The sequence below is a fragment of the Pantoea sp. T14 genome, assembly GCF_036663535.1.
Classification (GTDB): domain Bacteria; phylum Pseudomonadota; class Gammaproteobacteria; order Enterobacterales; family Enterobacteriaceae; genus Pantoea; species Pantoea phytostimulans.
The window spans coordinates 233,008-255,405 of sequence record NZ_JAWUEB010000027.1; the positions used below are offsets into that span (position 1 = coordinate 233,008).

A 22,398-nucleotide genomic window follows, 5' to 3' on the forward strand; every position below is an offset into this window, starting at 1 on the left:
CCATTTTTACTTAATGAAACAAATCCGACTGAATTTTTAGCGCGTTTTGTGGTCGGAGAGGCGCTTCGGCAGGATTGCTTGAACGCAAAATGAGCCCTAAAGCTTCACCTTCAGCCGCCGCACGTTCAAGTTCACGACGCTCTTCTTCATCCAGTTCGTAGGGAATCCAGGCCAGTACCACGCTGTAATTACCCGTTCTTAACGCTTTAATCATTGTTTCTACAGCATTGAGCCGATCTGAATCAGCGATATGCATGCTTTTATCCAGTGGCAAACCTGACTGCTGCAACCATGCTCGATTGAGTTTATGCGCTGGCGTGAGCCACAGCTGCCAGCGAGATTGCTGACTTAACTGCTGCAACAGCGGTAACAGCAACATTTGCATCATACCCGGTTGCTCGCTGTAGCGTAACTCGGTTATCCAGCCGCTGTTTTGCTGTGGCATGGATGAAGACGCATAACGGTGAGCATCGCGTGCATTATTCGTATGTTGTGTCCGCATAAATTAATCACTCAACAATTGACTGTATGAATATACAGTAATGTCATCCCGCATAAAGATCAACCCAAATTTCTGACAGCAGCTCGCAAAAACGACACAAGGTTGGGCAAGAATGCATTTATTCATTGAACCTGTTATCACTTTTTCTTATCTTCTAAGTGGCTGAATACAAAGCTATTTGAGAAATTTCCTGTACATGGAGGTGGGACTATGAAGAAAGTACATCAGGTTATTGAACGTTCAAAAGAATGCTTGTCACCATTAGGAAAAATAGAATCACGCACACAATTTGGGGGGTACACGTTAGCCGTAGAAAAGGTCGTTTTCGCATTGGTGAATGAGGACGAACTCTATCTGCGCGCCAGTGAAGCGTTACGTGAGTATGTTATTGAACGCCCTTTAGAGCCATTGATCTTTCGCAAACGCGGTTTACCCGTCAGCCTAAACTATTTCAAAGTTGACGAGGCCCTGTGGCAAAACGCTGAGCACCTTCTTGCGCTCTCGGCGTCTGCGCTTCAGGCTGCCCAGGGTGAGTTATTGACAAGACATGTCTCACTGAGATTAAAAGATTTGCCTAATCTCAGCCTTCGAATTGAGATGCTTTTGCGAGAAGCTGGAATCTGCACAGTGAAGCATTTGCGTGAAATGGGGGCTAAACAATGTTGGCTCAAGTTAAAGGCAATTAACAAGCATGTTGGCTTGAATACTTTGCTGGCGTTGCAGGGTGCTATCTCAGGTCATCACCATGCAGCCTTACCGCCAGCGGTAAGGGCTGAGTTGAGTGAATGGTATAAGGATACTGTTAAGCGCTAGTCTGTTACGGAAGGTTCAGGGCGTTAATGCCTGACCAGCGTGCGACGCAGGCGTGCAATATCGGGTAACAGCGAAACCAGCAATCCCAACTGTTGTAACACCAGCGGCGCACGCGTTTCCGGATCGGTAGCCAGTTCAGTAATACGTTGAGCGAGCGAAACGCGCATCGCTTCAGCTTGACTATCGGTAACGGTATCTATTTGTAAAACGTCCTCAACATAACAAACGGTATCATCCAGCAATTGGAGGAGTTCAGGTTCTGAGATTTTGTCGCGATGCGCACCAAGAGCAGAAATGTAGCTAAGAAATGAGTGATTCAGGCAGAGCAACTGAAAAGCAGACTCCCGCGTTTTTTGGTCCGGCCGCGTCTCGCTGCTCATATTTGACACCACCGAAGCCAGTTCTGCATCAGCGTTATGAGCATCACGGCGAGCAATACGGTAAGCCAGCCGATTATCTTTGCCTTGATGATATTGCTCCATGATTGCATCAAGATAGCGGCAATTCGCATTTAAGGTGCGTTCAGCGACAGCAGGTAATTGACGGAAACGCCAGTCAGGCCAGATAAATGCCACCGCAAACCATGCCAGAGCGCAGCCCAGCAAGGTATCAACGACACGCGGCAGGGCAATTTCAAATCCTTCGCCCAGTAGGTTAAAGCAGAGTAATACTAATAAAGTGATAAAGAGCGTCGCTTGCGCATATTGCACCTGGCGAAAAGCGAAAAACAGCACACCGCTCAGCACAATCAAAATCAACTGGCCTTCGACGGAAGGCACTAACCACAGTACCGGCAAACCAATAGCGATTCCCGCCAGCGTACCGCCGATACGTAATGCCAGTCGCCGCTGTGTGGCATTGTAATTGGGCTGACAGACAAACAGGCTAGTGAGCAAGATCCAATAGCCGCGCTCAACCCCGGTGATCTGTATAAAACTATAACCAATACACAGAACCACTGACATACGCACCGCATGGCGAAACAGGGCGGAAGAGGGCGATAAATGACGACTGAATCGCAGTCGAATATCACTCCATCCACTTAATCCTTCACGGGACAGCAGATTATCACTGTGTTGTGGATCGTCTCCGCCCAGCGCTTGCTCCGATTCAATGGATGCCAGCTGAGCGTCAATCGCCTGCAAGTTTCGTAATAACCAATAAAGTGCGCGGATATGTGTGGCTTCCGGCTCGCGCTGTTCCAGCCTTTCTATCGCTTTTTGCAAACGATCAAAGGCCCGCTCAAAGCGACCATCATGTTCCCAGCGCTCACGCATCAAAATAGATTGCGCCAGCTGCCGACAAGCCTGAGCCTGCATATTCAACAGACGCTGGAAGCGGAACAGAATTTCGTTGTAACGCCAGTCACCGCGTAATAAATGGTATTGCAGATGTGATGAGCTGGCGCGTTCATGAATGTCCTGCGCCACGAAGTAATAATGCAAGCTGCGACGCGTTCCCCGAGAGCCGCGGTCACCGCGTAAACGACTCTGCAATGTTGTTTTGGTCAGGTTGAGTTGCGCCACCAGCTGGCTGTTCACCATCGCATTATTGATTAACGAAGCGTCATCATGCTCATTCGCATCGGGATCGAACAAATTGGCTTTGGCTTCAAGATAACGCGCCAATTGCGAATAGCTGCCCGCCAGTTGTTCTTGAACGGGCCGTACCGGAAACATCATGTGGCCCAGTAACGTCAGCAGGTTGTACCACAGCGCGCCCAGCAATAGCAGCATGGGTTGCATATACCATTGCTCAAACAGGCCGATGCCAAGCATGGTGTAAACAGCGATGAGAAGGGCGCCAAAGGCGATAGTGGCATAACGTTGCCCCAATGCACCCAGCAGGATGAATCCCCAGCTAGAGAGCGCCAGACCAATAATGAAAGCAATGGGATGCGGGAAAAGCAGTTCAACGGAAACGGAAGCGATGCAAAAGCACAGCAGCGTAATCAGTAAATTTTTCAGGCGACCCGTCAGGCGATCATCTAAATCTGCCAGCGCGGCAGCCACTACGCCCAAAGTAAGCGGAATGGTCCATTCGATTTGATTCAACCACCAAGGCACCGCTGCACATCCAGCCAGGGCAAAAAAGATGCGCAACAAATAGCGCCAGGTGCTGTTGAACAAATATTGCCGCCAGCCAGGCAGCGATTTCGACATCATATTAATGGCGACGACGGGCATTGGCTTCGCGTGCGGCACGCGCCTCCTCAACCGAAACGACGCGGCGTCCCACCGGCCATAGTGCGATAGCGGCAATCTTGAAGTTAGCAATGCCGACCGGAATACCAATGATTGTCAGGCATTGAACGATGCCCGCAGAGATGTGCGCCAGACATAACCACCAGCCAAAAAACAGCAACCATAAAATATTCAGTAAGGTACCGCCGCTGTTCAAGATATGGCTCTTTTCATCAGGACGCAGTACATCCACATGCACCGCTTCATTACCGAAAGGCAGCAATGACAGCTTAGTGATCTCCCAACAGGAACGCGTTAGTGGCAGCGTAAAAATCAAGACGATGGTGACCAGCGTGGCAAAAAGCCAGCTCAGCGTGGTGAAAAAACCGCCCAAGACGAAGTTGAGAATATTTAAAACGGTGCGCATGACAATCTTTTCCTTTTGCATTTCGCAAGATGTGCCGCCAAGTTTAGCCTGTTTTAAGGCTGGAGCGCCAAGTGTCTGACAGGTAAACTCCGCATAATCCTTTTCTTAGTCGTTGGTGTGGACGTGGAACTGAAAGCAACATCCATGGGCAAGCGACTTGCTCAACATCCTTATAATCGGGTTCGTTTACTCGCAGCTGGCGTAGAAGTGAGCGGGGATAAGCATGAGTATTTAATTCCTTTTAACCAATTGCTGAATATTACCTGCAAGCGCGGATTGGTGTGGGGCGAACTTGAGTTCTTATTAGCTGAAGATAAAGTGGTGCGACTGCACGGCACCGAATGGCAGGAAACGCAGCGTTTTCATCATTACCTTCTGCAATCGTGGCAAAGCTGGAGTCACGAAATGAGTGATGTATGTCGTGAGGTGCTTCATACCTTGCGTGAAGAGATCAACGGGTTTGGCGATCAGGATCGTTGGATAAAACGAAGCGAGCTCCAGTCATTAAAAGAGAAAATCGTAAAGCAATTCGACGCCTTGCCATTGCCTTTGTCGCGCCTCACTGAATTCGATCATACCCGCGAGGATTGGGCCTTCTGCCAGCACTGGCTGGATCAGGGCGAAGCCGCATTAAAAGTGCGCAATGGTGACTGGACAGCGAAAATGCTGGCGCACTATAAAGATTTCTTCTCCACCGTCGAAACGACACCGCTCAATCCTTCGCAATGTGAAGCCGTGGTTAACGGTGAGGATGCGCTGCTGGTACTGGCTGGAGCAGGTAGCGGCAAAACCTCGGTGCTGGTTGCGCGTGCAGGCTGGCTGATGCAGCGTAAACTCTCGGCACCAGATCAAATCTTACTGTTAGCGTTTGGTCGCCAGGCAGCAGACGAAATGAACGATCGCATTCAGTCCCGGTTAGGCGCTGGTGAGATTCAGGCACGAACGTTCCACTCATTAGCCCTGCACATTATTCGCGAGGGCAGCAATAAACAGCCTCTTATCAGTAAATTAGAAAGCGATGCTGATGCGCGTCGTGAATTGCTGATTACCGAATGGCGTCAGCAGTGTAATGAGAAAAAAGCACAAGCTAACGGCTGGCGACAATGGCTGCGTGATGAGTTGGAATGGGAAGTGCCGGAAGGTGCATTTTGGCAGGATGATGCTCTAGCGAAACGTCTGTCATCGCGCCTTGAACGCTGGCTGGGATTAATGCGTATGCATGGTGGTGCGCAGGCAGCGATGATAGCTGACGTGAGCGAAGAGAGGCGTGACCTGTTCAGTAAACGCGTGAAGCTGATGGCTCCGCTGCTTAAGGCCTGGAAAACAGCGCTGAAAGAAGAGGGTGCAGTGGACTTTTCTGGCTTAATTCATCAAGCAGTAGCCATTCTTGAAAAAGGGCGTTTCATCAGCCCCTGGAAGCATATTCTGGTGGATGAGTTCCAGGACATTTCACCGCAGCGTGCGGCCTTGTTAACTGCGCTACGTCAGCAAAATAAACGGACGACGCTGTTTGCAGTGGGTGATGACTGGCAAGCCATTTATCGTTTTAGTGGGGCTGAAATGAGTCTGACTACCGCCTTTCATCACTATTTCGGTGAAGGCGATCGCTGTGTGTTGGACACCACTTATCGCTTTAACGATCGCATTGGTGATATTGCCAACCGTTTCATTCAGCAAAATCCTCATCAGTTGCGTAAGCCGCTTAACAGCCTAATCAAAGGCAATAAGAAATCGATAGCGCTTTTATCGCAAGATCAGCTTGAACCGCTGTTGAATAAATTGAGTGGCTACGCCAAACCCGACGAGCGAATATTGCTCTTGGCGCGTTACCACTATTTATTACCGGAGGTCTTGCAGAAGGCCAAAACGAAATGGCCAAAACTTAAACTCGAGTTTATGACGATACATGCCAGTAAAGGGCAGCAGGCAGATTACGTCATTTTATTGGGATTACAGCAGGGCAAAGAAGGCTTCCCGGCTGAGGCGCGCGAATCCATCATGGAGCAAGGCTTGTTACCGCAAGAAGAAGCTTTTCCGGATGCCGAAGAGCGCCGGTTAGCTTATGTTGCGCTGACGCGCGCGCGCCAGCAGGTGTTTCTTATGTTCGATAAGCAGCAACCATCCGTTTTCGTCGATCAATTCCGCGAACTTGGCGTGCCGGTTTTACGCAAGGCCTGAGTTACTTTAGGCGCTCTGCCAAATAGCGTTGATAGTCAGGGATTTGAATCTCGACGGACTGGGCAAACAGCGGTGACTGGATAATGAAGTCTGCTGTTGTCCGGTTTGTCGCAACAGGAATGTTCCAAACTGTGGCAAGGCGCAGCAATGCTTTTACATCGGGATCGTGTGGCACCGCATTAAGCGGATCCCAAAAGAAAATCAGCGCATCAATTCTCCCTTCAGCAATCATTGCGCCCACCTGCTGATCACCCCCCATCGGTCCGCTTAGCATTGCGTTAACATCAAGACCGGTATGACGATTGATTAAGTTGCCGGTGGTGCCGGTTGCGTAAAGTTCATGCGTGCCGAGTGCGGGCTGGTTTTGCTTAACCCATTCAAGCAGCGAGGCTTTGCAGTGATCGTGAGCAACCAATGCGATATGTTTTTTTACGCCAAGAGTACGAGCCGTTTGTTCCATAGAGGCTTCCCGATAATGTCACGTGCGCCAGATTTGTTGCACGAGTTTACCTCTTGGCTTTCCTCTCTATCAACTTGAACGTAATCAACTTGTACGTAACATTTTGACGAGGTTGAGAAATTGTTGGCGAGTCGCTTCATCAAAACGCTGAAACCAACGTTTGAGTGAGGGTAATTCAGGCTGATCGGCCCACGCGAGATCGGCAGTAAGTTGGGCTGAAGGCGGAGCGGCAGTTGTTTTAGCGAATTGCGGAACGGAGGCGATATGGTCGTCGCGGTTGTAATTCAACATCGCTTTTTCCATATCAACACCCGCGGCGACAGGCAAGCGATCACGCATACTGACGATCTCTTTGCCATGCTCATCAATGAGCTGAAAGTTTAATGTGCGATCAAAATGGTGGCGAGCGCGCTTATTATCCAGCGGCGGCAAACGAATTGTGATGGTTTTCACTTCGGCGTTAAACGTGACGATCATGGGTATGGATTGGTAGCGTAACGAAGCATCTTTGTGGTCATCACGCAGTTGTTCTACACGAAACAGAAACTGGTGTTGGCCTCGGTCTAATTCTAAGCTGTCGGCCCCTTTTAGCAGTGAACCCGAAATTTTGCGGCCATCAAGCACGAGAAGATCGATCTGTGGATCGAGCTTCAATGTAATGGCAGAACAGGACGCCGTTACGAGGAAAAGCATCAACCCCGTGACAGCCAGCGACAGCTTCATTTCAACTCCAGGAAATAGGGCGCAAGGGATGTGTGTAGCAAATTCTTACATTATGGCAGTAAATTTACATTTAAACATATTTATTCGTGCGTCAGCCCTAATAATTACCGCTCTACATGGCCCACTGTTCGTTCTGCCAATCTACAATCAAGCTTGTCGCTAAAGGAGATGAAAATGAATGATCAAACGATTCGTGATGTGCTGACGCGTACGCAACGTATTGCGCTGGTAGGAGCCAGCGATCGTCCTGAGCGCCCGAGTTATGGCGTGATGAAATATCTGCTTGATCAGGGTTATGACGTGATTCCCGTGAGCCCAAAACTGGCAGGACAAACGTTATTAGGTCAAACCGCTTACGCGAGTCTCGCAGATATTCCGGGCAAAGTGGATATGGTGGATGTGTTTCGTCATTCTGAAGCGGCATGGGGCGTGGCGCAGGAGGCCATTGCTATAGGCGCGAAAACCCTATGGTTACAGCTCGGCGTGATTAATGAGCAAGCTGCAGTATTGGCGCAAGATGCTGGGATGACGGTGATTATGGATCGCTGCCCAAAAATGGAAATCCCACGGTTGGGGATTTCAGCTAAACACGCATAACAAAAGTGGCGGCGATTAACACAGCCGCCACCTGTTAATGGCGTAGATGCGGAGCCTGTAACTGTTTGCGAACCGATGCAGCAAGTTCATCCAGTGAAGGCTGTTCCGGGTGTTCAAAGGTGGTTTCACCCGATAATTGAATCTCGGCGACGTAGGTGTGAACCTGATCGCCTTCTTCATCTTCCATTACCACGTGATACCAAGGTGCGGCACGCATTTTTTCCGCAGCGCCAACCTCATCCAACTTAGGTTCATCCAATGAATATTCTGGATCGACATCCACAATCACACCCAAAATACCTGAAAGGCGATGTCGTACCTGCTGTCCAATTCCAAATTTACTGGCAATCATTATGACCTCCGAAAAAACTGTTCTCTGATCAATATGGCGTCAAGAACAGTTTTTTCAAGTCACATTACGCGGCAAGCAAACCCTTTCAGGTAAAGACCTTCTGGATAGCTGGCGATAACAGGGTGATCGGCTGCCTGACGGAATTGCTCAATAAACTGCACTTCGCGACCCGCATCAATGGCGGCGTCCGCAATGATTTTCTGGAACAAATCGGTAGCCATTAGCCCCGAGCAGGAGTAAGTCATTAATACGCCACCGAGATTAAGCAGCTGAATAGCTAGCATATTAATGTCTTTATAACCGCGACAAGCGCCCATTAGCTGGTTTTTATTTTCTACGAACTTCGGGGGATCCATCACGATAAGATCAAATTTCTCACCGCTGTCACGATAGCGTCGGAGCAGTTTGAAAACATCATCACGTTGGAACTGGGCGCGCGAAACATCAAGGTTGTTGAGCTCAACGTTTTGACGAGCAACATCCAGCGCCTCCTGAGAGGTATCCACGCTGATTACTTCTCGGCAGCCGCCCATCAGAGCAGAAACCGCGAAACCGCCGGTATAAGAGAAGCAATTAAGCACGCGAGCATCTTTAGAATAGCGGCGTGTTGCCAGGCGGCTGTCACGTTGATCAAGGTAATAACCGGTTTTGTGGCCACCCTGAATATCAACCAACAATTTCATGCCATGTTCTGTTATAGGCAGAAGCGGCGGTGGCAACTCACCGGTGACGGTGCCTTGTGTCAGCTCCATACCCTCTTTTTTACGTACCGCTACATCAGAACGATCGTAAATAGCACACTCAGGGAAACAGTGCTGCAATGCAGAAATAATGGCAGGGCGCTGATATTCCGCGCCTGCTGACAACAGTTGAAGCACGAGAAAATTGCCGAAACGATCAATGGTAACGCCAGGCAAATTATCTGACTCACCCGCAATCAAACGGTAGCTATCCAACCCATCACGTTCCGCCAGCCACTTTCGCCATTGCTGTGCTTGCTCAAAGCGGCGCACGAAAAAAGCGATGTCGATGGATTCATCCTGCTGCCAACTCCAGACGCGGGCACGAATCTGCGACTGCGGTGAATAAGCGGCGCGGGCCAGCCATTTGCCGTTACTGTCACAGACATCAATGGTTTCACCCAGTTGTGCTTTGCCTTCCATGCGAGCGACCGCACCAGAAAAAACCCAAGGATGACGACGGAGCAGGGACTTTTCACGTCCCTTCGCAAGAATCAATCGAACTGTCATAGTTTGCTATGCTTACCTGAAAAAATGAGGCGCTATTGTCCGGTGGATAGCGGGAAAATGCAACGAACAGCAGCAGGAGAGAATAATGTCAGCAGCCTGTTTTAAAGCATGGGTACAAGGTCAGGTCCAGGGTGTGGGTTTCCGTTACAGCACGCAAGCGCAGGCTAAGAAGCTCGGTGTGTTCGGTTACGCACGTAATCTTGATGATGGCAGCGTAGAGGTTTTGGCCTACGGAGAAGCGCAGCAGGTTGAAGCCTTAATTGATTGGTTAAAAGCTGGCGGGCCGCGCAGTGCGCATGTTGATAACGTTTTAATCGAACCTCACCAGCCTGCGCAGGCACCAGAGAATTTCACCACAGGTTAATTAAAGACATTTCGCGGGCTTGGGCAAACCGGCAATTTTTGTTGCTTGTTTGGCGGGACCGTCAGGAAACAGGCGGAACAGGTAGCGGCTGTTGCCTTTTTCTTCGCCATATTTCTGGCCCATGGCTTTTACCAACATCCGCACCGCTGGCGATGTGTTGTATTCAAGATAAAACGCCCGTACAAAGTGCACCACCTCCCAATGAGCCTCGGTCATGGTAATCTCTTCCTGCTCAGCAATCTTTACCGCCAGCGCTTCGCTCCAGTCGTTGCCATCTTTTAAATAGCCTTCGGCGTCGACTGCAATTTCAATACCGTTAAAATTCACCTGAATTCCTCATAAAAAACGACGGCGCATTTTAACAAAATACGCCGTCATAAAAAGCAAAACCCCGCAGAAGCGAGGTTTTGTGAAATCCGTTGTGACCGATTAGTTGCTGCGCGAGAAGCCCAGAATGCTCAGTAAGCTCACAAAGATATTGTACAGCGACACGTACAAACTCACGGTTGCGCGAATGTAGTTGGTTTCGCCACCGTGAATAATGTTGCTGGTTTCCCACAAAATCGCACCCGCTGAGAAGAGGATAAACAGGGCGCTGATTGCCAGGTGAAGTGCAGGCAGCTGCAGGAAGATGTTTGCCACGACCGCAACCAGCAGCACAATAAAGCCTGCCATCATCATGCCGCCCAAGAAGGACATGTCGCGACGTGTCGTTAATACGTAAGCCGAGCAACAGAAGAACACTAAAGCGGTTCCGCCCAGCGCCAGCGCAATCACATCACCCATTCCGGCCGTCAGAAACGAGCTCAGGATCGGGCCGAGGCAGTAGCCCAGGAAGCCGGTAAAGGCGAATGCAGCCAAAATGCCCATTGGGCTGTTTGCTAAACGGTAAGTAAGGAACATAAGTCCATAAAAACCGACCAGCATTAAGATCAAACCTGGCGCGGGCAAGCCCAGCACGGTGCTGGCTGTGGCAGTCACCGCTGAGAAAGCCAGTGTCAGGCCCAAAAGAAAATAGGTATTACGCAAAACTGTGTGCGTACTCAGCAGCGACTGCTGCGACGATGATGTTGCGACTCTGTCCATTCTGTTCATGTTGCGCTCCTGTTAGCAGAACACCAAATATGCGCTGAGAATACGCAGTGCAATAAAAGGGGAAAAGGCGTTTTACCCTTCTTTACGCGTCAAACCGCTAATTCTTTGAGCAGAGTGGTGATTTTGACAACAAATAATTCTATTTTGACTGTTTTTCAGCCGAACGAATTGAAGCAGGCTTTACATCTCTCAGGGGGATGTTTATAGTGCGCCTCATTGCGGAGGGGTGGCCGAGCGGCTTAAGGCAGCGGTCTTGAAAACCGCCGATGGGAAACCATCCGAGAGTTCGAATCTCTCCTCCTCCGCCACTTCATCAATGTAAAATGATGAAATAGCAGAAACGTAACGCATAACGTTTTTGCCGCACGCAGTACAAAGCATTACACGGAGGGATGGCCGAGCGGCTTAAGGCAGCGGTCTTGAAAACCGCCGATGGGAAACCATCCGAGAGTTCGAATCTCTCTTCCTCCGCCACATTCTACAGGCCAGCATTCGTGCTGGCCTGTTTCGTTTTTGTCCTTTCCCTTCAGTGATTCCGAAAAACATCCCGTTGCTTTTCAATCTGCTGTCACGTCTGCAACTCACTGCAGCAACTCTGCTATAGTCCATTAACTGTTTTTACAATCCACTGGCGCTTTTCCGAGGCGAGCTGAGTTACACTGTGCAGCAATTCGCTCTTAAGCGAGCTAATCGGTTGATAGCCTGAGTGTTTCTCTACTGAATATATGGAATAGGCACAATGATCAAGAAACTGAGTCTTTGCGCATTGTCGGTGCTGGCTGCATTACCGATCGGAACGATGGCGCAAGCCGCTGACGGTGATATGCAGCTACAGCAGGTGCTGATGTTGAGTCGACATAACTTACGCGCACCACTGGCCGACAATGGCAGCGTGTTAGAGCAATCGACCAAGAAAAACTGGCCGCAATGGGATGTACCGGGCGGACAGTTGACGACCAAAGGTGGCGTGCTGGAAGTTTACATGGGCAATTACACCCGCCAATGGTTAGCCCAACAAGGTCTGGTAAAGAACGGCAGTTGCCCAGATAGCGATAATGTTTTTGTTTACGCTAACAGCCTGCAGCGCACTGTCGCGACCGCTCAATTCTTCATTAATGGTGCTTTCCCGGGTTGTGATGTTGCTGTCACGCATCAGGACGCTATGGGCACCATGGATCCCATCTTTAATCCAGTTGTCACTGACGACAGTGATGAATTCAATAAAAAAGCGCTGGCCGCTATGGCTGCGACTAATGAAAAACTCTCTTTAAAGCCTGCTTTCCAACGTTTGGAAAAGATCGTTGATTACAAATCAGCGCCTGCCTGTAATAACAAAAAGCAGTGTGACCTGAGCAACGCCGAGAACACCTTCTCCGCAGACAACGGCAAAGAGCCCAACGTTAGCGGCCCGCTGAAAGTGGGTAATTCGTTGATGGATGCTTTTACACTGCAATATTACGAAGGTTTCCCGCTGGATCAGGTTGCCTGGGGTCAGATCAAAACGCCTGAACAATGGAAAGAGCTTTCAACCATAAAAAATGGTTATCAAGATGCTTTGTTCACCAGCCCAGATGTCGCGCGTGAAGTCGCTGCGCCGCTGGTGGATTACATTCGTAGCCAGTTAGTTGATCAAGATAAAGCCAACGCGCCTAAGATTACGTTGATGGTGGGACATGATTCCAACATCGCTTCACTGCTAAGCGCGCTGCAGGTTAAACCTTACGAGCTGCCAGATACCTACGAGAAAACGCCCATTGGCGGTCAGGTCGTCTTTGAGCGCTGGCATGATGCTAAAAATGACAAAGATCTGCTGAAAGTCGAATATGTTTATCAAACAGCCGATCAACTGCGTAATGCTGATGTTTTAAGCCTGAAAAATCCGCCTAAGCGCGTAACGCTTCAACTGGCAGGTTGCCAAACCGACGCGAATGGCTATTGCGCATGGGATCAATTTTCCCAGGCTTTGAACGGTGCGCTGCAAGGCACGCCAATGCAACCCGCCGCCGCGCCACAGCCGGCTGCGCAACCTGCTGCCGCTCAGTCTGCCGCGCCTGCATCCGACGATGCGAAAGCGAAAGCAGACAAAGCCGCAGCCGATAAAGCGGCTGCTGAGAAAGCCGCAGCTGAAAAAGCCGCCGCGCAAAAAGCCACGGATGCAAAAGCCGCAGAAGAGAAGGCCAAAGCAGATAAAGCGGCAGCCGACAAAGCAAAAGCCGCTGCAGATAAAGCTGCCGCAGACAAAGCGCCGGCTCAAGTGGAAAACAGCGAAAAAGCGAAAGAACCTGTCGCCGCGAGCTAATTCCACATTAGCTGCAATAAATAAAAACCCCGTCAAGACGGGGTTTTTTTATGGTGGTGAATCAGAAAGGTTTAGCCGGAAATGACCACCAACTTCTGATTGGCAAACTCTTTAATGCCCAGATCAGAAAGTTCGCGTCCGTAGCCTGAACGCTTTACGCCGCCAAATGGCAGTTCAGCTGAAGTGTCACTCTGCGAATTAATAAACACCATACCGGTTTCGATTGCTGAAGCCAGCTTACGGCCACGATCGATATCTTGAGTCCAAACTGAGCCGCCCAAGCCATAATGAGAATCGTTGGCCAGCGCAACCGCCGCGCGATCGTCACCCACAACATAAACCTGTGCCACTGGGCCAAAGAACTCTTGATAATAAGCAGGATTGTCCGGTTTGATATCGGTCAGGATTGTGGGCTGATAATAGCAGCCGACACCCGCTACCGCTTTGCCGCCTGTCAGCACTTTTGCCCCGTTGGCTACCGCTTCATCAACCTGTTTAACGAGTCGATCACGCGCATCACTGGATGAAAGAGGGCCGAGCGTGGTTTTTTCATCCAGCGGATCGCCGAGCGTCGCGGAAGATAACGCAGCACTGAATTTTGAAATAAAGCTCTCCGCAATTTTCTCATGCAGGATAAAGCGTTTCGCGGCCGTACAGACTTGACCGCAGTTACTGAGTCGCGCCTGCACGCCCTGGCGTACTGCTTCATCGATATTCGCATCATCCATGACCACGAACACATCGTTGCCACCCAATTCCAGCGTGGATTTTTTCAAATGCTTACCGGCTTGCTCTGCGACCGCGCTGCCCGCACGTTCGGAGCCGGTTAGCGCAACGCCTTGCACGCGGTTATCAGCAATCAGGTCAGCCACTTGGTCGGTTGAAATAAACAGATTGGTCCAGGCACCTTCTGGTGCGCCAGCTTCTTTTACCAGCTTCTCAAATACGTCGGCACAGTGCGGCACGATATTGGCGTGTTTGGCCAGCACCGGATTACCCAACGCCAGATTCGGTGCCAGCACACGCATCAGCTGATAATAAGGGAAGTTCCACGGTTCGACGGCTACCAGCACGCCAATTGGATGATATTCTACCCAAGCTTCACCCAGCTCGCTGGGATAAGATTGTGGTTTCAGAATACGTTCAGCGTTCTCGGCATAATAACGGGCGATTTGAGAGCAAATCTTTACTTCACCTCGACTCTGGCCGATCAGTTTACCCATCTCTTTACTGGCGATAGTGGCCAGCTCTTCTGCACGACCATCAATCAGGTCGGCCAGTTTTTTTAATACCTGCACGCGCGGCTGAATATCCCCTTTGCTCCAGCTGGAATGGAACAGGCGATCGGCCACGTCCAGCGCCTGGCTTACTGCCGTCGCGTCGTGGGAAGGCCAGCTTTTCAGCAACTGGTTGTTAGCGGGATTGATACTTTGATAGGAAGACATACAGCGCTCCTTGGTCAATAACTTAAAAATGTGAGGCGGGAAAATCCCGCCTCAGAATTAAACGTTTTTACGTTCTACGGTTTTGTCATCCCAGGTCAGGACGTCTTTATCGGTTTTATCGAAGGCGCGGAACAGGACTTCATCACTGCCTTGCTGACGCCAAATCTCTTCGGCGAGTTTCTCGTCATAATTTGCCACTTCAAAGATGGCTTCAGCAATTTCAGGTGAGGTGTGACGCAGACTGGCCCATTCGCCAACGTGATGTGTTTTCGCTTGATCGGTCGCCATAAAGGTCTCCTTAAATGAAATCCAGAGTAAAATTAGTCCTTGAGTTTAACTGCCAGCCCGGCAACGTGTTCACCCTGAAAGCGGGCGATATTCAGTTCATCTTCCGTGGGCTGACGCGAACCATCACCACCCGCCAGCGTCGTTGCACCATAAGGCGTGCCGCCGCGGACTTGCGAGATATCGAACAGCTCTTTAGTGCCATAACCAATTGGGACAATCACCATGCCGTGATGGGCTAACGTGGTCCAGACCGAGGTAATAGTTTGTTCTTGCCCGCCACCGGTTCCCGTTGAGGAGAAGACGCTGGCGATTTTGCCAAACAGGGCACCAGAAGCCCAAAGTCCGCCAGTGCGATCCCAGAAGGTACGCATTTGACCGGACATATTGCCAAAGCGGGTGGGTGTTCCAACAATTATGGCATCGTACTGTGGGAGGATGTCGGGCGTGGCTTCTGCAGCAGCTTGTTGCGTTTTACCGCCAACCTGTGCAAAACGTTCTGCATCCATGGTTTCTGGCACACGCAGGATATCGACTTCTGCGCCTGGGACTTTGCGGGCACCTTCGGCAATCGCATTCGCCATCGTTTCTATATGTCCGTACATTGAGTAATAGAGCACCAGGATCTTAGCCATCAACATCTCTCTCAGGTTATTTAGCGTAAAAAGAAGTATAGAAGAGCTTTATTGCGCTGCGAGTCTGAGGCAGGAGCAAAACCATTTTTAGGACCTTTAACCGGCAGACGTTGCATTAAAAGCTGGTTGAATGTTCGATATTTATGCAAATTGCCAGCGCATTATCTGTTGCTAAATGTAACGGTTGCCGGGGCGTGAGCGAAAACTGGCTAAGCTTTAATCATGATTGCTGTATGAAACGCTGCTGTATAAATCGGCAATCAACAGGCTTTACGCCAGTCCGGGTAAATGATGATTTCAGCAACACGATTAAGCGACCGGAGTAAATTATGGCTACACATCGTGGAGGTTCAGGAAATTTCGCCGAAAACCGTGAACGTGCGGCAGAAGCCGGACGGAAAGGGGGTAAGAACAGCGGCGGCAATTTTAAAAATGACCCACAACGCGCCGCACGTGCTGGCGAAAAAGGCGGACGCAGCAGTAATAAAAAATCTGCTGATGCCTAATCCTCTTCTGCCGCCGGCAAATACCGGCGGTTAACATCATTGCTTTATCGCCTTTCACTCCGCAAAATGGCGCCCGAATCCCTTTGCAGGTGAATTATGTCGGACGCTATCCGCAGTTTATCCTTGCGCATTTCGCGCCAGGAGCTGGTTTTAATTTTTATAACGATGATCTGGGGCGGCACTTTCCTGGTGGTGCACCACGCTGTGCAGTACTCCGGGCCTTTTTTCTTCGTTGGCCTGCGCTTTGCCACGGCGGCACTGCTGCTGGCGTTGTTTTTTCGACGCTATTTAGCCGCAATAACCTGGATGGAAATAAAAGCGGGCACACTGATTGGCCTTTCGATTGCTGGCGGTTACGGATTGCAAACCTATGGCATGCAAACCATCACCAGCAGCCAGTCGGCTTTTTTAACCGCGCTCTATGTGCCGGTGGTGCCGTTATTACAATGGGTGTTTCTACGTCGTCCACCGAGTGTGATGGCGTGGCTGGGGATTTCGCTGGCCTTTGGTGGTTTGCTGTTGATAGCAGGCCCGCAAGATGGGCGCATCAATTTAAATCAGGGCGAGATTGCTACCCTGATCAGTACATTAGCGATCGCGGCTGAGATTATCCTGATTAGTCGCTTTGCCGGCCAGGTCGATGTGCGCCGCGTAACGTTAATTCAACTGGCTGTCGCCTCTGTTTGCGCATTTTTTCTGATGATACCCAATGGCGAATCTCTGCCTGCGTTTTCGCCGACATTGCTGTTGAGTGCGCTGGGTTTGGGCGCGGCCAGCGCGTTAATTCAGGTGACGATGAACTGGGCGCAGCGCAGCGTATCGCCAACCCGAGCTACCGTGATTTATGCCGGCGAACCGGTGTGGGCAGGGGTTGTCGGTCGAATTGCTGGTGAGCGTTTACCGGCCGCCGCTTTATTTGGCGGTGCGTTGATTGTTTGCGGTGTGATTGTTAGCGAACTGCGTTTTAAGCGGAAAAAAGCGGTGCAGCGAGCGCCGACACCGCTTGAGTAACTAACCGACAATCTTATTCTCGGCCAGTGCCTTACCGCGCTGGCGCAGAATGGCATTCAGGATGATCGCACCAAATGTGGCGGTGCCAATACCGCCCAGCGTGAACTCGCCAATTTTCAGCGCAAAGTCGCCTGCGCCTAAAACCAGTGTTGTTGCCACCATAATCAGATTGCCGTTCTGACTAAAATCGACATGGTTTTGCACCCAAATACGCGCACCCGCCACAGCAATCAAGCCAAAGACCACAATGGATGCGCCGCCAATCACCGGTCCGGGAATGGTGTGAATCAGCGCACCAAACTTAGGTGAGAAGCCGAGGATCAACGCAATCACCGCTGCTGCGACAAACGCCAGCGTGGAATAGACTTTGGTAACCGCCATGACGCCAATGTTTTCGGCATAGGTTGTGACGCCGCTGCCGCCCAGGGTGCCAGAAATCATGGTGGCCAGACCGTCGCCGACAAACGCGCGCCCCATGTAGGGATCGAGATTGCGCCCGGTCATGCCTGCTACTGCTTTAATATGTCCGAGGTTTTCTGCTACCAGGATAATTGCCACCGGCGCGATCAGCACAATGGCTTGCATATCAAACGTGGGTACGGTGGTTTGCGGCAGTCCAAACCAAGGCGCTTGAGCGAGCAGCGTGAAATCCACCGGTTTGCCAAATCCTAAACCGTTGGTCAGCAGCGCATAGATTGCCCAGGCTACGATCAGGCCAATAAGAATCAGCAGCCGCTGAATCATGCCACGGGTAAATACCGCCACCAAGCCAATACATAAAACGGTCATTACCGCCATCCAGCTGTCGAAGGAGGAGGCAGAGACGCTGTGAACAGCAATGGGCGCCAGATTCAAACCAATCGCCATCACTACCGCACCCGTTACCACCGGCGGCATCAGGTTTTCAATCCAGCGCGTACCGGCTTTCATCACCACGAAACCAATCAGCGTATACAGCAAACCACAGGCGATAACGCCGCCCAGCGCGATGCTGAGATTAGGATTCAGGCCTTGACCGTTGAAGCCGGTAACGGCAATCACCACCCCGACAAAGGCGGCGCTGGATCCCAAATAGCTGGGCACGCGACCACCAGTAACAAAGAAGAACAGCAGCGTGCCAATACCTGAAACTAAAATCGCCAGGTTGGGATCCAACCCCATCAGTAGCGGCATTAATACCGTCGCGCCAAACATCGCAACTGCGTGTTGCAAGCCAAGAACAATTGTTTGTCCCGCTGGCAACGTTTCATCGGGGGCGATCAGCCCGTTATCGGTTACTGCCGACTTCTTTTGCCACTGAGGAAACCAGGAACTCGCCATCGTTTACTCCAAAAAGAGATAAATGCCGGGGCCGCGCAATTTCGCTATAAAAGGTCAGCTAATAGCCGGCGGATTAACAGGCTTCCTGCCGCAAAAGAGGATGGTATCCGCGATCAAACCACATCAGGCCATGCGTGTCGTCATTGCGTACCAGCGCCAATACTTCGCAAAACAGTGTGTCGTGTGTTCCCACGCTTACAATCTGACTAATGCGACAGTCAAAAGAAGCCACCGCGCCCTGTAAAATGGGTGAACCGGTGATCGCGGTGGTCCACTCTGCCGCGATGAAGCGTTCCGGCATCGGTGTTTTGCCACCGAACAGCGTTGAAAGTGCTTCATGACCCGATGCCAGCGTGTTGACACACAGTTGCATGTTTTCGCGAAATACAGGGTAAACCGAGGCCGAACGGTTCAGGCACACCAGTAAAGTGGGCGGTGAATCCGTTACGCTACATACCGCCGAGGCGGTGAAACCCGCGCGGCCTGCAGGACCTTCAGTGGTGATAATGTTGACGGCTGCGCCCAATCTCGACATGGCGTTGCGGAAGTCCTGTTTTTCCACCAAGGGTGGAAGATCTTCTCTGCTCATACTCTTCTCCGGCTTCGTCGGTTTAGCCCGCCACGTGCGCTGTTTTTAGCACAGTGTCGGTGTCATTCAGCCACTGCATGAGCAGTGCATTAAACGGTTCAGGATCGGTCACGCTCATTGCATGGCCGCCCCACGGCATTTCTACCAGCTGGCTATCAGGCAAGGCGGCAGCGAGCTGTACTGAACAACTCCACGGCACCAGCAAGTCGTCCTGGCTGCATATCACCAACACCGGCGATGTAATACTGGCGGCGCGGGTGCTGAAGTCAGCCGTCATCAATGCGTTCAAACGGCGTAACAGATTCTCCGTTCCCTGGAAATGGGCGACATGATGCGCATCTTCCTGTTCCAACCGCGCCTGATGCTGCGCCATCCACTCAGAGGGATAAAGAAACAGCGGCTGCGCCCGGACAAAGGCATCAATGCCTACGTTGAGCAGCAGATCCTGACGCACATGAAAACAGCGTTGGGTATGCGCATTAAGCGTTAACCAACCATTAATCACCGCGACGCGCTCAACGCGTGTTGGGTAATCAAGCGCCAGCTGTAAACCGATCAAGCCGCCTAGCGCATGACCAACAATGCCAAATTTTGTTATACCGTGCAGAGTTAGCGCCTCTGCTAACTCTGCCGCCATCATTTTCATGCTGTAGCCTTCCGGCAGCGTATCAGCACTACGCCCGGTGCCGCGTTGGTCATACAGCACCACGCAATAACGTTCACAAAGTGTCGCTAACTGTGGCTGCCAAAAGCCGGTAACACCGCCCAACCCGGAAGAGAGCACCAGCGTGGGCGCTTCGTCAGCAGGCTGGCCATGAATTTCAACGTGCATCACGCCTCCTGTTTACCGATGTGCGCAATGCTGGCGATTTCGATTAAGGCGTCCGGTTTGACCAAGCCACATTGAATGCAGAAGCGCGCCGGTTTTTCGCCAGGAAAATAGTCGGCATAGACCTGATTCACCGCTGCATAGTTTGTCCAGTCGGTAAGAAAAATGGAGTTGAACGTGACGTCCTCCATGCTGCCGCCTGCGGTTTCGATCACTTTCTTGATGGTTTCCAGCACGTGACGGGTTTGCGCGGCCGCATCACCGACATGCACCACGTTGTTATTCTCATCAAACGGCAATGTGCCCGAGACATAAACCACGCCATCTGCCAGCGTTCCCGGAACAAAAGGCGCAATGGGCGTCGTGGTACCTGGCGGGATAATCACACTTTTCGGCATAGCAACGTTTCCTTTTTATCAGCAGGTGAAACCGTTTTAGACGGAGGGTTGCAGGCTTTCGCAAAAAGTATCGACGTTGGATACCCAGCCAAAGAACGTTTCGATATTGAAAATGGCGGCCTGTTGGGCAAAAGTCGGCCCAGCCTGATAGGTTGCGTCTTCCAGCACCACGCCGAAATATTCCAGAAAGAAGCCGTCGCGCAATGTCGATTCCACACAGACGTTGGTCGCGATACCGGTGAAAATTAAATGGCGAATGCCACGGCTGCGCAGCATGCTGTCGAGTGGCGTGTTAAAGAAGCCGCTGTAGCGCGGTTTTGGCAGCACAATATCGCCAGCTTGCGGTGTGAGTTCGTCAACCAGCGCATAATCCCAGCTGCCCTTTGATAACAAGGTGCCTTGCAATTCAGGACGTTTGCGCATGGTTTTCAGGGCATTCGATTTATGGAAGTTGGGTGAACCTGCATCGCCCGCTTCGACATACTGATCGTCCCAGCCATTCTGAAACCAGATGATTTGAATACCCGCTGCACGTGCAGCCGTTACCGCCTGGTGAATTTTGGCAATCACCGGTTTGGTGGCTGAAACATCAAACCCCGCCAGATCGAGATAGCCGCCTTGTGTGGCATAGGCATTTTGCATATCCACCACAATCAACGCCGTTTGACTGGGCGGGAAGGCGATAGCTTCAGGACGTGCAGGCAGTTCAACCTGGGGAATGTCGGGCGTGTGGGCGCAATAAACCGTATTCATTAAGCTACCTCTTGCTGAGCATCAATCAGTGCGCTGCGGCAAGCCATCAGCGGTTGGATATGTTGACCAAAATCTTCAATACCTTGCAGGAAGTCATCAAAAGTCAGTAACACGCCGTGCGTGCCGTCAACTTCAGCGACGTCGTCCAGCATGCGAGCCACGTTGGCGTAGGAGCCGACCAGCGTGCCCATATTGATGTTTACTGCTGAAGTCGGATCAGCCATTTGACGCACATTGGTGTCGCTACCCGATTTGGTATCTTGCTGACTTTGTGTGGTCAGCCAGGCCAGCGCTTCTTCATCGGCGCCCGCTTTGTAGTGTTCCCATTTGGCGCGTGCTTCTTCATCGGTTTCCGCCGCAATGATCATAAACAGCACGTAAGAGCCGACATCGCGGCCCGCTTTTTCTGCCGCTTGTTTCATGCGTATTGAGGTCGAGGAAAACGCCGTTGGTGTATTGACGCCTTTGCCAAAGCAGAAGTTGTAATCCGCATGCTGCGCCGAAAATGCCATGCCCGCATCGCTTTGACCCGCGCAGATCACTTTCATCGGTTTTTGCGGTTGCGGGCTGACGCGGCAATCATTCATGGTGAAAAAGTCACCTTTAAAGTCTGATTTGCCGGTGCCCCAAAGATCGCGCAGCACCGTGACATATTCGGTCAGATATTTGTAGCGGCTACCGAAATACTCATCACCAGGCCACAAACCCATTTGCTCATATTCTGGTTTTTGCCAGCCGGTGACGAGGTTGACGCCAAAGCGCCCGTTGGAAATGGAATCAATGGTGGCGGCCATGCGCGCCACAATGGCGGGCGGTAAAGTCAGCGTGGCGGCGGTTGCATAGATCTCAATGCGTGAAGTCACGGCGGCCAGACCTGCCATCAGCGTGAAAGATTCGAGGTTATGATCCCAGAATTCCGTTTTTCCGCCAAAGCCGCGCAGTTTGATCATCGACAGCGCGAAATCGAAATGATAATGCTCAGCTTTCTGCACAATCGCTTTGTTCAGTTCAAAAGTCGGCTTGTACTGCGGTGCAGTAGATGAAATCAACCAGCCATTGTTACCAATCGGAATAAAGACGCCTATCTTCATGTGAAACCTCAATTAATTAGGTTGGGACTGTTTCACGCGCTGCGCTGCATCCTGCGTCATCCTTGATGGCGGCGCTCAATCAAAGATTTTGCAAAGGCTGTGCCACAATTTGTAAATCGAGTAATAACAAAAGGTTAAATATAACTCGAAAGAGTTAACTGGAGTGATTGGTCTGTTTTGGACCATCTGGTCAAAATAAGCTGCACGTTTTCCATGCAACCTGAGCAAAAAAGGTGCAAGAGCAGAAATGGGCAGCTGCCGGCAGCTTTGCTATGATGCGGGGATGCAGAGCG

General features: G+C 51.0%; 25 protein-coding genes and 2 tRNA genes. 9 read left to right on the forward strand and 18 right to left on the reverse strand.

The genetic code is table 11. The features are described from left to right. Window positions 1–10: 10 nt before the first annotated feature. A complete protein-coding gene (gene sulA, locus SC127_RS19050) occupies window positions 11–502 on the reverse strand; it encodes an SOS-induced cell division inhibitor SulA (RefSeq protein ID WP_243078218.1) in 492 nt (163 codons plus the stop codon). A gap of 210 nt (window positions 503–712) precedes the next feature. On the opposite strand from sulA, the gene SC127_RS19055 reads away from it, so the two are divergent. After that, complete coding sequence (locus SC127_RS19055) at window positions 713–1,315, forward strand: TfoX/Sxy family DNA transformation protein (protein WP_243078217.1); 603 nt, start codon at window positions 713–715, stop codon at window positions 1,313–1,315. 23 nt (window positions 1,316–1,338) lie between these two features. On the opposite strand, the gene yccS is transcribed toward SC127_RS19055, so the two are convergent. Together yccS and SC127_RS19065 are read right to left on the reverse strand one after the other, a co-directional pair. Continuing rightward, a complete protein-coding gene (yccS, locus tag SC127_RS19060) occupies window positions 1,339–3,480 on the reverse strand; it encodes a YccS family putative transporter (RefSeq protein ID WP_370661501.1) in 2,142 nt (713 codons plus the stop codon). 1 nt (window position 3,481) lies between these two features. Then, window positions 3,482–3,925 carry a YccF domain-containing protein gene (locus SC127_RS19065; RefSeq protein WP_215847157.1) on the reverse strand — a complete coding sequence of 148 codons (444 nt, stop codon included), beginning with the start codon at window positions 3,923–3,925 and terminating at the stop codon, window positions 3,482–3,484. A gap of 123 nt (window positions 3,926–4,048) precedes the next feature. On the opposite strand from SC127_RS19065, the gene helD reads away from it, so the two are divergent. Continuing rightward, entirely contained in the window at window positions 4,049–6,103 is a 2,055-nt protein-coding gene (gene helD / locus SC127_RS19070; protein WP_332627538.1) for a DNA helicase IV, read from the forward strand. A gap of 1 nt (window position 6,104) precedes the next feature. Here helD and SC127_RS19075 read toward each other — a convergent pair whose 3' ends face one another. After that, window positions 6,105–6,563: a methylglyoxal synthase gene (locus SC127_RS19075; RefSeq protein ID WP_243078214.1), complete on the reverse strand. Its 459-nt coding sequence runs from the start codon at window positions 6,561–6,563 to the stop codon at window positions 6,105–6,107. 84 nt (window positions 6,564–6,647) lie between these two features. Further along, window positions 6,648–7,286, reverse strand: a complete 639-nt coding sequence (locus SC127_RS19080) for a YccT family protein (RefSeq protein ID WP_332627541.1) — start codon at window positions 7,284–7,286, stop codon at window positions 6,648–6,650. Between the two features lie 174 nt (window positions 7,287–7,460). On the opposite strand from SC127_RS19080, the gene SC127_RS19085 reads away from it, so the two are divergent. Further along, the gene (locus SC127_RS19085) at window positions 7,461–7,883 is read left to right on the forward strand and encodes a CoA-binding protein (RefSeq protein ID WP_215847154.1); all 423 of its coding nucleotides are present in this window, start codon (window positions 7,461–7,463) and stop codon (window positions 7,881–7,883) included. 34 nt (window positions 7,884–7,917) lie between these two features. Here SC127_RS19085 and hspQ read toward each other — a convergent pair whose 3' ends face one another. Continuing rightward, window positions 7,918–8,235 (reverse strand): heat shock protein HspQ, encoded by a 318-nt coding sequence (gene hspQ / locus SC127_RS19090; RefSeq protein ID WP_215847153.1) that lies wholly within the window; start codon window positions 8,233–8,235, stop codon window positions 7,918–7,920. A gap of 59 nt (window positions 8,236–8,294) precedes the next feature. After that, entirely contained in the window at window positions 8,295–9,485 is a 1,191-nt protein-coding gene (gene rlmI, locus SC127_RS19095) for a 23S rRNA (cytosine(1962)-C(5))-methyltransferase RlmI (RefSeq protein ID WP_332627543.1), read from the reverse strand. 85 nt (window positions 9,486–9,570) lie between these two features. Here rlmI and yccX point away from each other — a divergent pair, with 85 nt between their 5' ends. After that, entirely contained in the window at window positions 9,571–9,849 is a 279-nt protein-coding gene (gene yccX, locus SC127_RS19100; RefSeq protein WP_215847152.1) for an acylphosphatase, read from the forward strand. Here yccX and SC127_RS19105 read toward each other — a convergent pair whose 3' ends face one another. Beyond that, a complete protein-coding gene (locus SC127_RS19105; protein ID WP_243078212.1) occupies window positions 9,850–10,176 on the reverse strand; it encodes a TusE/DsrC/DsvC family sulfur relay protein in 327 nt (108 codons plus the stop codon). It lies immediately after the preceding gene. Window positions 10,177–10,278: 102 nt separating this feature from the next. Next, the gene (gene yccA / locus SC127_RS19110; protein ID WP_243078514.1) at window positions 10,279–10,935 is read right to left on the reverse strand and encodes an FtsH protease modulator YccA; all 657 of its coding nucleotides are present in this window, start codon (window positions 10,933–10,935) and stop codon (window positions 10,279–10,281) included. Window positions 10,936–11,164: 229 nt separating this feature from the next. Here yccA and SC127_RS19115 point away from each other — a divergent pair. The 3 genes from SC127_RS19115 (at window position 11,165) to agp (ending at window position 13,243) form a co-directional block, all read left to right on the forward strand. Continuing rightward, window positions 11,165–11,252 (forward strand) — tRNA-Ser (locus tag SC127_RS19115). A 78-nt stretch (window positions 11,253–11,330) separates the two neighbouring features. Then, a tRNA-Ser gene (locus SC127_RS19120) sits at window positions 11,331–11,418 on the forward strand. A 265-nt stretch (window positions 11,419–11,683) separates the two neighbouring features. Next, window positions 11,684–13,243 carry a bifunctional glucose-1-phosphatase/inositol phosphatase gene (agp, locus tag SC127_RS19125; protein ID WP_332627546.1) on the forward strand — a complete coding sequence of 520 codons (1,560 nt, stop codon included), beginning with the start codon at window positions 11,684–11,686 and terminating at the stop codon, window positions 13,241–13,243. A 71-nt stretch (window positions 13,244–13,314) separates the two neighbouring features. On the opposite strand, the gene SC127_RS19130 is transcribed toward agp, so the two are convergent. The 3 genes from SC127_RS19130 to wrbA are packed head-to-tail and all read right to left on the reverse strand — an operon-like array spanning window position 13,315 to window position 15,608. After that, complete coding sequence (locus SC127_RS19130; protein WP_332627548.1) at window positions 13,315–14,688, reverse strand: NAD-dependent succinate-semialdehyde dehydrogenase; 1,374 nt, start codon at window positions 14,686–14,688, stop codon at window positions 13,315–13,317. A gap of 57 nt (window positions 14,689–14,745) precedes the next feature. Further along, complete coding sequence (locus SC127_RS19135) at window positions 14,746–14,976, reverse strand: YccJ family protein (RefSeq protein WP_215847149.1); 231 nt, start codon at window positions 14,974–14,976, stop codon at window positions 14,746–14,748. Window positions 14,977–15,008: 32 nt separating this feature from the next. Beyond that, a complete protein-coding gene (wrbA, locus tag SC127_RS19140) occupies window positions 15,009–15,608 on the reverse strand; it encodes an NAD(P)H:quinone oxidoreductase (RefSeq protein ID WP_215847148.1) in 600 nt (199 codons plus the stop codon). Between the two features lie 329 nt (window positions 15,609–15,937). Between wrbA and SC127_RS19145 the strand changes: the two genes are divergently transcribed. Next, window positions 15,938–16,114, forward strand: coding sequence for a general stress protein (locus SC127_RS19145; RefSeq protein WP_243078209.1), 177 nt, complete (start codon window positions 15,938–15,940; stop codon window positions 16,112–16,114). A 96-nt stretch (window positions 16,115–16,210) separates the two neighbouring features. After that, window positions 16,211–17,125 carry a DMT family transporter gene (locus SC127_RS19150; RefSeq protein WP_332627550.1) on the forward strand — a complete coding sequence of 305 codons (915 nt, stop codon included), beginning with the start codon at window positions 16,211–16,213 and terminating at the stop codon, window positions 17,123–17,125. Here SC127_RS19150 and rutG read toward each other — a convergent pair whose 3' ends face one another. The 6 genes from rutG to rutA all read right to left on the reverse strand — a co-directional run bounded on the left by rutG (window position 17,126) and on the right by rutA (window position 22,105). Next, window positions 17,126–18,445, reverse strand: a complete 1,320-nt coding sequence (gene rutG, locus SC127_RS19155) for a pyrimidine utilization transport protein G (protein ID WP_332627553.1) — start codon at window positions 18,443–18,445, stop codon at window positions 17,126–17,128. It lies immediately after the preceding gene. 73 nt (window positions 18,446–18,518) lie between these two features. Next, window positions 18,519–19,034, reverse strand: coding sequence for an NADH-dependent FMN reductase RutF (gene rutF, locus SC127_RS19160; RefSeq protein ID WP_215847145.1), 516 nt, complete (start codon window positions 19,032–19,034; stop codon window positions 18,519–18,521). Between the two features lie 22 nt (window positions 19,035–19,056). Further along, complete coding sequence (rutD, locus tag SC127_RS19165; protein WP_332627556.1) at window positions 19,057–19,866, reverse strand: pyrimidine utilization protein D; 810 nt, start codon at window positions 19,864–19,866, stop codon at window positions 19,057–19,059. After that, window positions 19,866–20,261: a pyrimidine utilization protein C gene (gene rutC, locus SC127_RS19170; protein ID WP_215847143.1), complete on the reverse strand. Its 396-nt coding sequence runs from the start codon at window positions 20,259–20,261 to the stop codon at window positions 19,866–19,868. Before rutC ends, rutD begins: the two co-directional genes overlap by 1 nt. Before the next feature lie 36 nt (window positions 20,262–20,297). Continuing rightward, window positions 20,298–21,014 carry a pyrimidine utilization protein B gene (gene rutB / locus SC127_RS19175; RefSeq protein WP_332627558.1) on the reverse strand — a complete coding sequence of 239 codons (717 nt, stop codon included), beginning with the start codon at window positions 21,012–21,014 and terminating at the stop codon, window positions 20,298–20,300. Next, the gene (gene rutA / locus SC127_RS19180; RefSeq protein ID WP_215847141.1) at window positions 21,014–22,105 is read right to left on the reverse strand and encodes a pyrimidine utilization protein A; all 1,092 of its coding nucleotides are present in this window, start codon (window positions 22,103–22,105) and stop codon (window positions 21,014–21,016) included. Before rutA ends, rutB begins: the two co-directional genes overlap by 1 nt. Between the last annotated feature and the right edge of the window lie 293 nt (window positions 22,106–22,398).

Excerpts from the sequence above, each read along its gene's own strand:
- sulA (WP_243078218.1), bottom strand. The coding sequence starts at position 502 with ATGCGGACACAACATACGAATAATGCACGCGATGCTCACCGTTATGCG.
- SC127_RS19055 (WP_243078217.1), top strand. The coding sequence starts at position 713 with ATGAAGAAAGTACATCAGGTTATTGAACGTTCAAAAGAATGCTTGTCA.
- yccS (WP_370661501.1), bottom strand. The coding sequence starts at position 3,480 with ATGATGTCGAAATCGCTGCCTGGCTGGCGGCAATATTTGTTCAACAGC.
- SC127_RS19065 (WP_215847157.1), bottom strand. The coding sequence starts at position 3,925 with ATGCGCACCGTTTTAAATATTCTCAACTTCGTCTTGGGCGGTTTTTTC.
- SC127_RS19075 (WP_243078214.1), bottom strand. The coding sequence starts at position 6,563 with ATGGAACAAACGGCTCGTACTCTTGGCGTAAAAAAACATATCGCATTG.
- SC127_RS19080 (WP_332627541.1), bottom strand. The coding sequence starts at position 7,286 with ATGAAGCTGTCGCTGGCTGTCACGGGGTTGATGCTTTTCCTCGTAACG.
- SC127_RS19085 (WP_215847154.1), top strand. The coding sequence starts at position 7,461 with ATGAATGATCAAACGATTCGTGATGTGCTGACGCGTACGCAACGTATT.
- hspQ (WP_215847153.1), bottom strand. The coding sequence starts at position 8,235 with ATGATTGCCAGTAAATTTGGAATTGGACAGCAGGTACGACATCGCCTT.
- rlmI (WP_332627543.1), bottom strand. The coding sequence starts at position 9,485 with ATGACAGTTCGATTGATTCTTGCGAAGGGACGTGAAAAGTCCCTGCTC.
- yccX (WP_215847152.1), top strand. The coding sequence starts at position 9,571 with ATGTCAGCAGCCTGTTTTAAAGCATGGGTACAAGGTCAGGTCCAGGGT.
- yccA (WP_243078514.1), bottom strand. The coding sequence starts at position 10,935 with ATGGACAGAGTCGCAACATCATCGTCGCAGCAGTCGCTGCTGAGTACG.
- agp (WP_332627546.1), top strand. The coding sequence starts at position 11,684 with ATGATCAAGAAACTGAGTCTTTGCGCATTGTCGGTGCTGGCTGCATTA.
- SC127_RS19130 (WP_332627548.1), bottom strand. The coding sequence starts at position 14,688 with ATGTCTTCCTATCAAAGTATCAATCCCGCTAACAACCAGTTGCTGAAA.
- SC127_RS19135 (WP_215847149.1), bottom strand. The coding sequence starts at position 14,976 with ATGGCGACCGATCAAGCGAAAACACATCACGTTGGCGAATGGGCCAGT.
- wrbA (WP_215847148.1), bottom strand. The coding sequence starts at position 15,608 with ATGGCTAAGATCCTGGTGCTCTATTACTCAATGTACGGACATATAGAA.
- SC127_RS19145 (WP_243078209.1), top strand. The coding sequence starts at position 15,938 with ATGGCTACACATCGTGGAGGTTCAGGAAATTTCGCCGAAAACCGTGAA.
- SC127_RS19150 (WP_332627550.1), top strand. The coding sequence starts at position 16,211 with ATGTCGGACGCTATCCGCAGTTTATCCTTGCGCATTTCGCGCCAGGAG.
- rutG (WP_332627553.1), bottom strand. The coding sequence starts at position 18,445 with ATGGCGAGTTCCTGGTTTCCTCAGTGGCAAAAGAAGTCGGCAGTAACC.
- rutF (WP_215847145.1), bottom strand. The coding sequence starts at position 19,034 with ATGAGCAGAGAAGATCTTCCACCCTTGGTGGAAAAACAGGACTTCCGC.
- rutD (WP_332627556.1), bottom strand. The coding sequence starts at position 19,866 with ATGCACGTTGAAATTCATGGCCAGCCTGCTGACGAAGCGCCCACGCTG.
- rutC (WP_215847143.1), bottom strand. The coding sequence starts at position 20,261 with ATGCCGAAAAGTGTGATTATCCCGCCAGGTACCACGACGCCCATTGCG.
- rutB (WP_332627558.1), bottom strand. The coding sequence starts at position 21,014 with ATGAATACGGTTTATTGCGCCCACACGCCCGACATTCCCCAGGTTGAA.
- rutA (WP_215847141.1), bottom strand. The coding sequence starts at position 22,105 with ATGAAGATAGGCGTCTTTATTCCGATTGGTAACAATGGCTGGTTGATT.